Here is a 15,339-nt window from a genome sequence, read left to right on the forward strand (position 1 = left end):
CTTTGCAAAACTCAGTGTTATTCATGCACCCATTTATATCCGATCCCCCAGACTGTTTTCAGATGATGATCAATCGGGAAGCCGGTCTGCCGAACTTTCTCACGCATATTTCTCACATGTGAATCAACCGTTCTGCCTTCTGTTTCAGAATCAAACCCCCAAATGAGTTCAATTAAATGTTCGCGAGAGAACACTTGGTTCGGATTTAACAAAAAATGTCCGAGCATCACAAATTCTTTTGGTGTTAACTTAATTGGGATATGCCGATATGTTAATTCGAACTGATCTTTATTCCATAACAACCCGTTGACTTCAATTTCATTTTAGGTGATCTCCGTCGTAATAAAGCCTCCATTCTTGCCAAAAGTTCACCTTCATTAAAAGGTTTTGTAATATAATCATCTGCACCGAGCTGTAAGCCTTTAATAATATCATTTTGTTGATCACGTGCAGTCACCATAATAATAGGCACATCAGAATAACGCCTTATTTCTTTGCATAGCTCCCATCCATCCTTGTCAGGCATCATGATATCCAGCAAAACAATATCAAACGTTTCATATTTTATATAAGACAAAGCCTCACTAGCGCCTTGCGCCTTATTACATGTGTAGTTATGAGGCCGTAAATATAATTCTAGTAAATCCAACATTCGTTTTTCATCATCAACGATTAAAACTTTATGCATGGCGTTCACCTCTTGCTAACTTAATAATGACGCTTGTCCCTTTCCCTTGCTGACTTTTCATCTCAATGCTACCACCATGAGATTCAATAATTTCTTTCGTAATGGCTAAACCTAGACCTGATCCACCACTTTGGCGTGAGCGCGATTTTTCCACACGGTATAAGCGGTCAAATATATAAGGTACATCCTCGCTTGGAATGCCCTCTCCGTGGTCTGTAACCGTCACTACAACATCCTGTTCTGTCTCAATGACATTCAGTAAAATGTCAGATCCTTCATTAGAATGATGAATAGCATTATCTAATACATTGATAAACACTTGCTGGAGTCGTTCTGGATCTACAAACGCTGTAATGTCATTTGGACAGTTGACATTTAAAACGATTTTTCTTTCTGATAATACAGGTTGAATAAGGTGTGCAACATTGCTGATGATTTCACATATCGCGATTCGCTCACGTTTAATGACGAAGTTATTTTGATCAATTTTTGCTAAGGCAAATAAATTCTTAATCAGTATTGTTAATTGCTCTGTTTCTTCACGAATGATCTCTGCATATTCTTTGATTTGATCTTTTGTCGAATCTTGACGATTAATGATCTCTGCATACCCTTTAATATAAGTTAAAGGCGTCCGAAGTTCATGGGATATACTTGCTAAAAATTCATTTCTCGCCATCTTTAGTTCTTTTAAGTCCTTTGCTAGCTTCGTAATGGCGTTCGCTAATTCACCTAATTCGTCCTTCCGCTCTGTGTGCAACTCAACATGGTGCTTTCCTTGGCTTAATTGTTCCGTTGCTTCTTTCATTTTTATGAGAGGCTGTGCAATCAACCTTGATAAAATAAAAATGGTTACGATGGTTAAAGCAATCGTTATGACGCCCGCCAGTACAAACTGACTTTTCAGTTGATCAACAGTTCGTTTTACATACTCTGTGTGAACAAACATAAAGACGTGACCTTTGTGCTCACCGTTTATTGTCATTGGACTATTTGTTGCAATATAATTCACTTCACTCCAGCGATCCTCAACAATTTTCCCATCTGAATCTATTTCCCTGTTATTCGTGTTATGAATGACATCAATCATCTCGTCTTCTACAGGGTCTGAAGATATCAACATCTCTCCTTTTTCATCAGTAATGACGACGACAAATTCTGAGACTGATTCCATGATACCTACATGATCTAGCGTGGATTGATCAAAATGATCTTCTAGCACGTCCCGATGGGTATTCCCACGCGCTAATAAGCTATTCATCACCTCTTCCACACGATCGTCAGCTAAATTTATATATAAAATGAGAAACAAAATAAACTCGATAATGACGATAAACAAGAAAAACAATAATCCTATTTTAAAAGAAAGTTTATTTAACATAAAACACCTCTAAGCCACATAAGTGAACATATTGAGAACTGATTTACTAACAGGAAGCATTTGGAAACATCTCAGAATTGCTCTTGCTTGTCTTTTTGCGCGACTAAACTTATTAAAAAATACAAGAAAAGATCGTGCTGGACCTGATATTATTTATATCACGTACTCTTACGATCGTCATACCTCTGGTCGTTAACCGAAAAAAGTAGGTAACGCGTTTACAATGACTTACAGGCAGACTGCTTCGCCTCATTTTATTGACGGAACATTCAGCCTTTTACTCTCAAGATGGTAACACTTTCAATTCATTTATGATTCAGACAAGTCCCTGGCATGACAAAAAGGCGCGATCCCGCGCCTTTTTCGTTACACCCACTCTATAAGGTGGTATTTCTTTTTACCACGACGGACAATGACATATGTGCCATCGAGCTTATCTGCTTCTCCAAGTACCGTCTGCACTTCGGTGCGCCGTTCTCCATTAATATAGATCGCGCCGTTTTGGATGTCTTCACGCGCTTGACGCTTTGACGGAGAAATGCCTGCTTCAACGAGCATATCGACGAGCGACATCTCCTCTTTAGCCCATTGACTTGAAGGTACGTCTTTAAAGCCTTGACGAATTTCTTCACTTGAGAGCGTTTTTAAGTCGCCGCCTCCAAATAGGGCATTAGAAATATGAATTGCTTGCTGAAGTGCTTCTTCCCCATGCACAAGCTTTGTCATCTCTTCAGCGAGCACTTTTTGCGCCTTTCTCTCTTCAGGTGCATTGTCAAACTCCTCTTGGATCGAAGCGATCGTCTCAAGCGATAAAAAGGTAAAGCACTTTAGGAACTTAATCGCATCGCGATCATCGGTATTTAACCAAAACTGATAAAATTCATATGGACTTGTTTTAGTGCCGTCTAACCAAACCGCTCCTCCGGCTGTTTTTCCAAATTTTGTACCATCACTTTTTGTAATCAACGGCATCGTAAATCCGTGAACGTCTGTTTTTCCGATCGAGCGGCGGATGAGCTCAATGCCGGCAGTAATGTTGCCCCACTGGTCACTACCACCGATCTGAAGGCGACATTTTTCTTGATCGTACAAATTTAAGTAATCGTAAGACTGTAGCATCATATATGTGAATTCGGTAAAGGATAAGCCTTTTTCAAGACGCGTGCTAACGGAATCTTTAGCGAGCATATAGTTTATTGAAAAATGCTTTCCTACGTCTCGGAGAAATGTGATCACTTCTAATCCGCCAAGCCAATCATAGTTATTAACGAGCTTGGCAGGCTGGGCTCCGTCATCAAACTTCACAACTTTACTAATTTGCTGCTTAAGCTTATCTGTCCATCCTTGTACTGTTGAAGCAGGGTTTAACGTTCTCTCTTCCGACCGACCACTCGGATCGCCAATTAACCCCGTACCGCCGCCGACGAGAGCAACGGGACGATGACCGGCTTCCTGGAAACGACGAAGCATCAGCATCGGAAGTAAATGTCCGATATGGAGACTATCCGCCGTCGCATCAAACCCACAATATAAAGAAATCGGGCCTTCATCGAGTGTCTTTGACAGCTCCTCGAGATCCGTTGACTGATGGATCAATCCGCGATCTTGTAAATCTTTCAGAAATGTATTCATTGATTTATGTCCTCTCTTATCTTAAAAGTTTTAATTTTACCGGTAACATCACATTTTTCACAAACACAAAAAAAGCCTTTTTCTTCTCGCAGGGACGGCTTTTTCGCCGCGGTACCACCCTGTTTGAAGTCAAAACGCTTCCACTCTAGCCCGATAACGGCAGGCACCGCCCTTTGCTACACATCCATATCCAGTGTGAACTTCGCAAAAAGTGCATCCGGGAGGTAATTCACCAACTGAGCCGGGACGGTTCACACAAACCACCGTCTTTCTGTTTGCTCCGTTTGCAGAGGCTACTGTTTTCCCTTCACAGCATTTGTTTATTGCTTACATTTTTATCATACCCTAAAAGAACTGTCAACGTGAATTACAATGCTTCTTTTTTCAATATGTACTTTACAAGTCTCTTTCAGTCTATATATTATTTATGTATAATGCTATACTTGTCATGGTCGGGAAGGAGATATAAATCGCCATGAAAGATATTTGGAATCAATTCCATGAACGCCTTAATCAGTTTTTAGAGCAACGGTCGACAATGAGGTTTTTTTCTACTCTGCGGATTACATACAAAGTCACCTGGAATATGTTCCTTCTGATGCTTATGATTGGAATCATCGGTATGGCTTTCGCTGGCGGAATGGGCGCGGGCTATTTTGCGTCGCTCGTTAAAGATGAACCATTGCGAGATTATGAAACGATGCGCACTGAAATTTACAATTATGATGAAACGTCAAAACTTTATTTTGCAGACAATCAATACTTAGGAAAACTTTCCTCAGATTTAGAGCGTGAAGAGGTCGCTCTTTCTGACGTTTCTGAATACGTGACCCAAGCCGTCATCGCTACGGAAGACCAAATGTTTGACGAACATCAAGGTGTCGTTCCTAAAGCGATCTTTCGTGCGCTCTTTCAAGAATTTACAAATTCACCGCAACGGACCGGGGGCAGTACATTAACCCAACAGCTCATTAAAAATCAGCTCTTAACAAATGAAGTATCCTTTGATCGAAAGGCTAAAGAAATTTTACTCGCTTTACGGTTAGAACGCTTTTTCGAAAAGGATGACATCATGGAAGCGTACTTAAACATCGTACCATTTGGTCGAAATGCTTCCGGACGAAATATTGCTGGTATTCAAACCGCAGCCCAAGGCGTTTTTGGCATCGATGCGTCTGAACTAAACTTGGCACAATCGGCCTATTTAGCTGGCCTTCCTCAAAGTCCATTTCGATTTACACCGTTTGCAAACAATGGAACTGTGAAATCAGACATTAGCCCTGGATTGGATAAAATGAAAGTCGTGCTAAACCGAATGCTTGAAAGCGGAATGATTGACAAACAAAGCTATGAAGAGGCACTCGCCTATGATATTCAAGCTGATTTTGCTGAACCTCAACGCTCACCGGTTCAACAATACCCTTGGCTAACCTTTGAAATAGAGCAAAGGGCGACAAACATTCTAGCAAACGAAATGGCAAAAGCTGATGGCGTCTCTCTTAATGACGTTGATGACGATACTCGTCACGAATACTTTGAAAATGCACATCACAAATTAAAGCACGAAGGTTACAAAGTTCATTCAACAATTGATAAAGAAATCTATGACCGTATGCAGACTGTTAAAAATCAGTTTGATTTATATGGACCTGATAAACAAGTCTCGTTTAAAGACCCTGATAGCGGCGAGACAGTGACAGTATCAGAGCCTGTGGAAGTTGGCGCTTTACTGATGGAAAATAAAACTGGACGTATTATCAGCTTTGTAGGCGGTCGAGACTTTCAACTTGAACAGTTGAACCATGCGACATCAGCCCTTCGTTCCAATGGCTCGACGATGAAGCCTCTGCTCGTCTTCGCTCCAGCGTTGGAATTAGGGTTTACACAACCTGGCTCACTCATTGCCGACGTGGAATACAATATAAAAGCAGGCAATGACATGTGGAGTCCACATAACTATGGTGGAAGATATCATGGCATGACATCAGCACGCACAGCACTTGCTCATTCCTACAATATACCTGCGGCCAAACTGTACGTTGATATGCTTCAAGCGGGACACGAGCCGACGAAGTATTTGGAGCAGATGGGAATTTCTTCGCTTGTCGATGCAGACCGCTCGAATTATTCAATGTCACTTGGTGCCTTAACAGAAGGAGTGACCGTTGAAGAAAACGTAAATGCCTTTGCTACCTTTGGGAATGAAGGAAAATTCACCGACGCGTACTTGATTGATCACATCGAAAATGCTGAAGGTAAAACGATCTACAAACATGAATCTTCAACCGTACAAGTCTTCTCCGAACAGACGAATTACCTTATGGTAGATATGCTTAAAGATGTCGTTTCCCGAGGGACTGGTAGAAGCTTACCAGGATTTTTAAACTTTCAGTCGGAATGGGCGGGAAAAACAGGCACGTCACAAGACTATAAGGATGCTTGGTTTGTCGCCTCGAATCCACAAGTAACTTTAGGGGTATGGAATGGTTATGATACACCGCAGTCTCTCCCGCGTTACTATCGTGGCTACTCGTATGGCGTTCGTAATATAAAGCTGTGGGCAGATTTAATGAATGAGGCGCATGCGGTCAATCCTTCATTAATCGCAGGGGAATCTTTTGAAAGACCTCAAGGCGTGGTTACGCAATCGATTTGCGGCATATCTGGTAAACTACCAACGGAGCTTTGTCAGCAAGCCGGCATGGTCACCACCGATTTAATTAATCAGAAGTATAGCCCAACTGAAAGGGATAATAGCTTCGTCTCTGGTCAATATGTTTTCGTTGATGGCACACCATATGCCGCAATGGATTCTACCCCGTCAGATTTTGTCCAATATGGGGCAATGCTCAACCCTGACTTTGTTAAATCGTCTGGATATGACCAAATCGAGAACCCTCGTCAGCTTCTCGCAGGCTCGATTAACTTGGTCACTCCATTGCCTAGCACGTCTATAGAAAACGGACGCGCTCCTACTCCTGTCACACTTTCAGGAAGTGGCGACACCATTTCTTGGTCAGGAAGTGATCGAGACGTCGTTGGCTATTACGTTTACCAAAACGGACAGCTCGTTTCTACACTAGATTCTACAACGCGACAGCTTCCGGTTAGCCCTGCAACATACACAGTCGTCGCAGTTGACATTGCTGGGAATACGTCCCAACCGTCGAATGAAGTCGTTATCGGTGCTCCTGAGCCACCTGCACCCGAACCCGAGGTCGAGAGCAATGAAGATAAAGCTGCTGATCAAGACGCAGACGAAGAGACGATAAACACTAATTCAAATAATGAACAAGACGCAGCACTTGAGACAAACGGTGATGAAGCTGCGACATCCATTACCGAAACTGAATCTCAAGCCATTGAATAAATGAAAATACCGACCTTGTAAGTTAAAGAAAGCCATCAGCTGTGAATGCTGATGGCTTTCTTATATAATACGCGCTTAATCACGCAAGCGACTCTCAGACAAATCTTCTTGTACATCATTAATTCTCAGATCAAGCCCTCTAATACGATTGTCGTTCTCATCAGCAATAGGTGCTTGTTGTTCTACGTATTCGCCAATCAGATCGTCAACATCACCACCGTCTAAATCAACCTCAAGATACACAGTGTCCCCATCAACGTAGACTTGACGAACTGGATAAAGACCGTTTGAGATTGTAAAGGATAAGTAACTAACGGAACGATCATCAATATCATTTGTAAACTCTAAAGAAACAACAGCACGGTCATCCTCACCCTTTAACGCATGAGCATAAACATGTTTCTCACCATTCGACTCTTCAAGCTGAGCAGCAATGCCGCCAACGATAGGCAAATCTTCAACGAATAGCTTTTGTCCAAAGCGGTTTGTTGTATTGACGTCATCTTCATCAATGGTTGTCACGTACACTTTTTCTCGATCGTACGTTAAGTCATCATCGAGCTCGTCATCTAGATAAATATAAATGTAAGGGGTGTCGTCCTCATCTTCATACTCTACTGATATATCAAGCTCTGTATCCTTTCCATCATCATAATCTCTGTTATTATTCTCATCTGCATAAACGATGAGATCATCGTCATCAAAATCATACAGCTCATAAGCCAGTTCAATCTGGAGCTCATCAAGCGCCGTTGCTTCAACTTCATCTTGCTTAGGTGTAAAAGAATGGCTAGCATCTAGCTCGACTTGATTAGAGAAGCTGTTAGTCCGGACTCCATCTTGATCAGCAACTCGGCCTACTGTGAGCCTTACATCTTCAAGCTCATCAGCTTCCACAGCGTCAAACAGGTCTTCAAATAAATCTTCCCATGCCTGATTTGGCTTTCCATCCTTTTCAATAATGATTTCCGCCTTAGAATCATCATCGTACGTATTGATATCCACGCGAAAGCCAGATGTTTGATCCAATTCGTTCAATAGAATAGACGTTGAGCGATACGACACTTCATACATATTTAACTGTTCAATGCCATAACCCCCACCTGTCTGCATTTCGCGTCCAAAATCAACGACGAAACGAACTTCATCATCGTCTTCCGTAAACGCTGTTCCAGTAAACTCATTAGGAGCGGACATACTTCCAGCATCAAATGTATACGTCAGCTCGTCATCTGACGTGCCGAAATAATCCTCGATGTCATCAACATACAAAGTATATTCTTGGTTTTTAAATTCTCCATACCGCTTGTCGAGAACAAGGCGCACAGCCTGTCCGTTAGAATCGCTAAGATATGAAGCAGTTTTTACCCGAACCGATTTCCCGTCATCACCGACAACCTCATAGTTTTCTTCAGATAATGCATATTTTTTAGTGACCGGCTCAGAAAAATAGACTTCGACTGTAACATAACGATCCGCCGTCTGCGATTCTTTCAACATGCTGACGCGAGTAATTGCTGGCGCATCGCCGTCATCATGAATCTCATACTCAATGTCTAACGATCTATTTTCGTTGCCCCAGTAATCTTCGACAGCATCTCTGTCAATTTCAATCTCTCCCTCTTCAGGCAAAGGTTGATCTTCAGGGAATGTCACGACGACCTCATTCCCATTAATGACATTGACTTCGTCCGCCTTAGCATCTCCGTTTGAGTGTTGGAAATGAGATGCAGCACCGCTCTTTAGCTTGATGTCTTTATTAAAAACAACCGTTGCTTGTGTAGGATAAATATCTTTAATTTCAACAACTTCAGGATCTGATGAATCATATGCCATTTCAAAATCAAAGTTGTCATTCTCAACGACGAAACCAAAGTAATCTGTTATTCCACGCCCAATATCAAGGGTATAATCGCCCTCTTCAAGGTCACGATTAAACGTAATATTTAATGCCTGACCATAATGATAGGAACGAATCTCCGTCACACGGTGGCGTTCATCTTCCAGTTCAAAAGCCTCTTCAATGTCTCGGTTCGTTACTTCTTTACCATTATCTGTACCTGTATCCATCGGTTCAGAAAAGAGCACTTTGATCGTATCTTCACTTACTGGAATGACCTCTTCAACTTCTGGTGGTGTCGTGTCTCTAAATTCCAGCTCGTAGTCCCTTTCTTCCCCATCGATTGCCGAACTTATCCAAAGATACCCTTCATCTTCAAACGGCTCAGCTAAGGTCAGGATAACACGATCTTCTTCGGCACGAGCTTCAAGGATGTCGACGACATCTCCGTCGTTATTTTCATACTCATAATGACTTTCATTTTCAACAATGTGCTTTTTATACCCAGAATGGTTGAACTTAACGATCATTTGCTTCAAGTTTTCCATTTCGACGTCTTCTACTTGGAGTGGCTGATTTTCTACAACCACTTCAATCTCTGCCTTTTGCGAATAGCCTTCAAGTGTTCCATGAACAGTGTATGTACCTTCTTCTGACGTATCGAGCTCACTCGTGTCCCAATCTACGTCGACGTCCTCTGTTTCACCGTTCGCTAAAGTCACTTCGAGTGAATGAGGAAGCTCAGGTGATTCACCTACTTGAATAACGACATCGTCAGGCTGTTCGATATTTATGCTAACACCGGCAATGTCTAAACCACGCACCATAAACGAAGAAAATTGCCCTCGCGTGACATTATCATTAGGACCAAACGAGCCGTCCCCTTTTCCTTTGGTTACCCCATTTTGAAACAGAATTTTTACATTTTCTTCGTGTACAGATTGCACTTGATCAAGATCAGTTAATGTGATCTCTTCACCATTATCTTGTAATGCAAATGCACGGACGAGCATCGTCGCCATCTCTTCACGAGACAATGAATTTTCTGGGGCAAAATAACCACCATAGCCTTTTGTAATGCCACTTTCAACAAGAGCTGCCACTTCTTTCGCATAGTAGTCATCTTCCGACACGTCGGAAAAGTTGGCGATTAAATCATCTGCACCCTCAGGAACATCTAATTGAAGTGCGCGTGAAAACATAATTGCAGCTTGGGCTCTCGTCAACGGCGCGTCTGGCTGAAATGTACCATCAGGAAACCCTTCGATGACACCTTCATCTACCAAGCGCATAATATTGTCATAATGACCATAGCTGTCCGTTAAATCTGTGAAACTTGTTGCTAGCCCAGTGGCACTCGGTACAGCTAAAGCAGCTATTGTTGCAACACCGACCGTACTTGCTAAAAAACGATGGTCTTTCATGAATCCATCTCCCTTTATGTATAATCTCATTTAATCCCTTTGAAAGAAACACTAACCATCTCTAGCTTACAGCATGTAGGCTCCTCCTGGCAACGATTTCCCTAAGCCTGACAGCTTGCTTAAACGGTAAAAAATATATGTTTTTTATTGCATAGCTAAAAATACCTACACAAAAAGTGCAGGTATCCGTTTGTTTACAAACGCTCACATCTGTCGTTGCTAGGCTCACTCGTCCTCTCATGAAGTGGAGGTTCTATTCGGGCATTCCCTCGCCTACTCGCCTAGGATGACAATCTTTTCCAAATCAAGCTAAGAATAAATGTAGACAAAGGAAAAAACCTTTGTCTACATTTTGATAAACGATTAATCTTCCATCGTTGATAAATCGCCTGTTGGCAAATTAAGCTCCCATGCTTTTAACACACGTCGCATAATTTTACCACTTCTCGTTTTCGGAAGTTTTTCTTTGAATTCTATTTCCCGTGGAGCTGAGTGGGCAGCCAAGCCTGTCTTGACAAAATTCCGAATTTCTTCAATTAATTCATCAGAAGGACTATGGCCACTTCGTAATGAAATAAACGCCTTAATAATTTCACCGCGTAGAGGGTCAGGTTTACCGATCACTCCGGCTTCTGAAACGGCTGGGTGCTCCACAAGCTTACTTTCTACCTCAAACGGACCGATACGCTCGCCCGCTGTTACGATGACATCATCGACACGGCCCTGGAACCAGAAGTATCCGTCCTCGTCCATGTATGCCGAGTCGCCGGAAACATACCATTCTCCCTGCAAAAAGTACGCTTCATACTTCTCAGGGTTTTTCCAAATTTTCCGCATCATCGATGGCCAACCTTTTTTAATTGCTAAATTGCCCATTTGATATGGCGGTAGCTCATTCCCTTTATCATCTACAATTGTCGCTTCAACGCCTGGAATCGGCTTACCCATAGATCCTAAACGAATGTCCATACACGGGTAGTTACATATAAGCATTGCACCTGTTTCTGTCATCCACCATGTATCATGGATACGATGACCAAACAAACGGTTCCCCCAACGGATAACTTCAGGATTTAACGGTTCACCAACACTTAAAATATGACGCAAAGTACTCAAGTCGAATTCTTTTGCTAAATCATCACCGGCACTGAGCAGCATACGAAATGCGGTTGGGGCACTGTACCAAACGGTCACTTTAAAATCTTGGATTGTCTTATACCAATCTTCCGGTTTAAAGCGTCCCCCGACGATCACATTCGTTGCACCATTTAACCATGGTGCAAAAATTCCATAGGAGGTTCCTGTAACCCAGCCCGGATCGGCTGTACACCAGTAAATATCATCCTCACGTAGATCCAATACCCATTTACCAGTCATATAATGCTGAATCATCGCATTATGAACGTGCAGGGCTCCTTTTGACTTACCTGTTGAACCTGACGTGTAATGGAGCAACATCCCATCTTCTCGGTCAACCCATTCGATATCAAGCTCGTTTGAAGCTTTACCAAAACTTTCGTCATAAGAGATCAATTGAACGTCCTCATACGAATCATCAGGCATCTCTCCAACAATGACGATTGTTTTAAGGTGCGGAAGCTTTTCAACAGGAACACGCGGTAACAGATCTTTTGTCGTTGCTAAAACGCTGGCTTCACTATCTTGCAAACGATCCGTTACAGCAGCTTCCATAAACGCTTCAAAAAGCGGCCCCATAATCGCACCAATTTTTAGTCCGCCTAAAAAAAGCGCATACAATTCTGGAGATCTTGGCATAAAAATAAAAACGCGATCCCCTTTTTTAACCTCTGCTTCGTTACGTAAGATATTCCCTGCTTTGTTTGTAAGCTCTTTCATTTCTAAAAACGTATATGATTCAGCTCTTGAATGATCACGATAATGCAAAGCGATTTTATTTTTTCGCTCGCTCTCTGCATGACGATCAATCGCTTCATAAGCCATGTTTACTTTCCCAGTTTCATACCAGCTAAAAGCTTTTTCCACATCAGTCCATGAAAATTTCTTTCTCGTTTCATAATAATCTTGAAGTTGATAATCACCTTTATACGCAGGAAGCGTTTCCGCTTTCATCTAAGTGTCCTCCTCTATGACCCAATATTGTTCTTAATTAGTATAATACAAAAAGTCTAACTTCTCAATTTAATATGCACATTCTAATGATTACCGACTAAATTGACTATGAGGTAAGCGAATGTTGACCTGTCAAACCATTGACAAACACTCATAGCTTTTCCTAGCTGCACTCGTACATACGTAGGTTTTCCTATCTTACTTTTTTCTCTATCCTACCTATTATGAGCTTTTCAAGCCAAAAAGAAGACAAAGCCTTTAAGACTTTGCCTTCACTCAGACCGATCTGGAATGGCTTAACTGTTCGGTACCGCTTTTGAGGTCTCTTTATTCGTTTTATCCAATTCCGTTTGCGGCGTAATCACAATTTCAACCCGCCGGTTTTGTGCTAACTGCTCTGGGTCATTACCAGTAACAACCGGTTGGGTGGCTCCTAAGCCGACAGCTCGAAAGCGCGTTGGATCTAGATCGTATGAATTCGTTAAGAAGCGAATGACGCTGCTCGCCCTTGCCGTGGAAAGCTCCCAATTCGACGGATAACGATACGTCGATATGGGTCGTACATCTGTATGTCCCTCTACTTCAATGAAATTTGGAATGGTATGTAAAAACTCGCCTACAGACCGTAATACATCTTGTCCTTCTGGCAAAACAATGGCTTCTGCGGTGTGGAATAAGACGCGTTCATTTAACACTAGCACAACGCCACGTTCGTCACGACTCGCTTGAATCTGACCATCTAAACCATTTTCTTGAAGGTATAATTTGACTTTCTTTAATAACTCATCTAATGGATCGATAACTGCGCGTCCACCTTCTAACACACCATCTGAGCTAGCAATCTCCTTCGTTTGCATTGAAGTTGTGCTTGCTGTTTTAAATGACTGTACAGCTTCTTCTAATTTTGTCGAGTCAACTTGTGAAATTGAAAACAGCAGAATAAAAAAAACAAGAACCAATGTCACTAAATCGGCATATGTGACAATCCAAGACGTTCCTCCAGTCTTCGCGTTCTCTCTCAATTGACGTTCTTTAAGAAGTTTCATTGAAAAGATCCCCTGAAGACATGGATGTTTTTTCTTTAGGCGCATTGATCGGTTCTGAAGGAACAAATGAGGACAGCTTATCCTTTAACAGAGTAGGATTTTGTCCAGATTGAATGCCAATGACTGCTTCGATTGCAACAAGCTTATAAAACACTTCTTCATCTGTTTTCGCTTTTAGTTTTGCAGCCATAGGAAGAAACAGTAAATTCGCCATCAGTGTTCCATATAATGTTGTAATCAACGCCACTGCCATACTCGGACCAAGCGTTGACGGGTCATTTAAATCCCTTAACATTAAAACGAGACCAATAAGTGTTCCTATCATTCCCCAAGCCGGAGCATATGCACCAGCTTTCTCAAGCAATTGACGGTGCTTGGCATGCCTGTTTTCTAAGGCAATAATTTCAGACGTTAAAATGTCCTTCATATCATTTGGTTCAACACCATCAACAGTAAGCAAAATACCCTTTTTAAGAAACGATCATCATTCTCTTCTCCAAGCTCCATTTCAAGCGATAAAAGCCCTTCTCTTCTTGCTTTATCCGCTAGAAACACACACCGTTCGACAAGCTCAGCAACGTTTCGGTCAGTTTTAATAAAACACTGTTTAATGATGATTGGAAGACGCTGCATTTGTGCTCGTCCAAAGTTGACGAGCATCGCTCCAACAAGGCCACCAATAACGATAAAAATTGATGGGAGATGGATAAATGTCATAGCCGCTTCAAAGCCACTATTGGAAAAAATCCCAAACGTAATAATACCTAGACCTAGTAAAATTCCAACTGGAGTAAATCCATCCATCTTTTTCACTGCTCTCACCTTACCTTATCCGAACCCTCTTAGGAGTTATATCGGCAAGAATCACCCTTTTGTTGAGCGACGAAATTCAATTCGGTGTGGTAATTGCACAATTTTTTCCGTTGTTTCTTCTTTGTTCATTAATTTTGTAAGCAATCTCATGGCAACGGCCCCTAGGTCATACATTGGCTGCACGACGGTTGTCAATGTTGGGCGAACCATTGTCGCAAGCTTTGTATTATCAAAACCGATGACTTCGAGATCCTCAGGAATATTGAGCCCATGATCTTGTGCACCATGGATACAGCCAAGAGCAATTTCATCAGTTCCTGCAAAATCGCTGTAGGCATTGAATTTTCTTTAAAGTGTGTCATTGCGTTGATCCCCGTCTCGTAATTAAAATCTCCTACATAGACGTTGTCTTCATCGTAGGTTAAACCTGAGGATTCTAGCGCTCTTTGGTATCCTGAAAGCTTTAAAACCGCAGTCTTTCGTGTATTATAAGACCCTGCCACATAAGCAATTGATGTATGTCCAGCATCAATTAAATGCTTCACTGCGTCAAACGCTGCTTGCTCATAGTCAATATTTACAGAAGGTACACGATTGTCCGGTTCAAATGCAGCCGCTAAAACGACCGGTACTGGTGAATTGTTAAATTCCTCTACGTGGTCTTCTGTAATATTTCCACCCATAAATACGATACCATCCACTTGCTTCCCGAGCATCGTGTTAAAAAGATGAAGTTCTTTATCCTTATTTTGATCTGAATTGCTTAAAATAATATTGTACTTGTACATCGTAGCTATATCTTCAATGCCACGCGCCAGTTCTGCGAAAAAGATACTAGAAATATCAGGGATAATTACACCGACAGTCGTCGTTTTCTTACTAGCCAACCCTCGAGCGACAGCGTTAGGACGGTACCCTAAACGTTCAATTGCATCTAATACTTTTTTCCTTGTGGTAGGTTTCACATTCGGATTGCCGTTCACGACACGCGAGACCGTTGCCATCGAAACGCTTGCCTCACGAGCCACATCATAAATTGTAATATTGGACATAT

General features: G+C 41.9%; 6 protein-coding genes, 3 pseudogenes and 1 other annotated feature. Of the genes and pseudogenes, 1 reads left to right on the forward strand and 8 read right to left on the reverse strand.

Annotated features, from left to right (window positions below):
* Positions 1–17 precede the first annotated feature (17 nt).
* From G4V62_RS04205 to tyrS, 3 genes and pseudogenes are all read right to left on the reverse strand, one after another.
* Positions 18–688, reverse strand: a pseudogene (locus tag G4V62_RS04205) (response regulator transcription factor).
* A complete protein-coding gene (locus G4V62_RS04210; RefSeq protein WP_165199541.1) occupies positions 681–2,069 on the reverse strand; it encodes a sensor histidine kinase in 1,389 nt (462 codons plus the stop codon). The pseudogene G4V62_RS04205 and the gene G4V62_RS04210 overlap by 8 nt, the downstream one beginning before the upstream one ends.
* Positions 2,070–2,435: 366 nt before the next feature.
* Complete coding sequence (tyrS, locus tag G4V62_RS04215; protein ID WP_165199543.1) at positions 2,436–3,701, reverse strand: tyrosine--tRNA ligase; 1,266 nt, start codon at positions 3,699–3,701, stop codon at positions 2,436–2,438.
* Between the two features lie 87 nt (positions 3,702–3,788).
* Positions 3,789–4,021, reverse strand: a binding site (T-box leader).
* Between the two features lie 155 nt (positions 4,022–4,176).
* On the opposite strand from tyrS, the gene G4V62_RS04220 reads away from it, so the two are divergent.
* Positions 4,177–7,071 (forward strand): transglycosylase domain-containing protein, encoded by a 2,895-nt coding sequence (locus tag G4V62_RS04220; RefSeq protein ID WP_165199545.1) that lies wholly within the window; start codon positions 4,177–4,179, stop codon positions 7,069–7,071.
* A 75-nt stretch (positions 7,072–7,146) separates the two neighbouring features.
* On the opposite strand, the gene G4V62_RS04225 is transcribed toward G4V62_RS04220, so the two are convergent.
* The 5 genes and pseudogenes from G4V62_RS04225 to ccpA all read right to left on the reverse strand — a co-directional run bounded on the left by G4V62_RS04225 (position 7,147) and on the right by ccpA (position 15,337).
* Positions 7,147–10,335, reverse strand: a complete 3,189-nt coding sequence (locus G4V62_RS04225; RefSeq protein WP_165199547.1) for an S-layer homology domain-containing protein — start codon at positions 10,333–10,335, stop codon at positions 7,147–7,149.
* Positions 10,336–10,698: 363 nt separating this feature from the next.
* Entirely contained in the window at positions 10,699–12,426 is a 1,728-nt protein-coding gene (gene acsA, locus G4V62_RS04230; RefSeq protein WP_165199549.1) for an acetate--CoA ligase, read from the reverse strand.
* Between the two features lie 296 nt (positions 12,427–12,722).
* Complete coding sequence (locus tag G4V62_RS04235) at positions 12,723–13,472, reverse strand: flagellar motor protein MotB (RefSeq protein WP_165199551.1); 750 nt, start codon at positions 13,470–13,472, stop codon at positions 12,723–12,725.
* Positions 13,459–14,285, reverse strand: a pseudogene (locus tag G4V62_RS20770) (MotA/TolQ/ExbB proton channel family protein). The gene G4V62_RS04235 and the pseudogene G4V62_RS20770 overlap by 14 nt, the downstream one beginning before the upstream one ends.
* A 51-nt stretch (positions 14,286–14,336) precedes the next feature.
* Positions 14,337–15,337: pseudogene (gene ccpA / locus G4V62_RS04245) on the reverse strand (catabolite control protein A).
* Positions 15,338–15,339 lie beyond the last annotated feature (2 nt).

The organism is Litoribacterium kuwaitense, assembly GCF_011058155.1.
In the GTDB taxonomy this organism is placed as follows: Bacteria; Bacillota; Bacilli; order Bacillales; family DSM-28697; genus Litoribacterium; species Litoribacterium kuwaitense.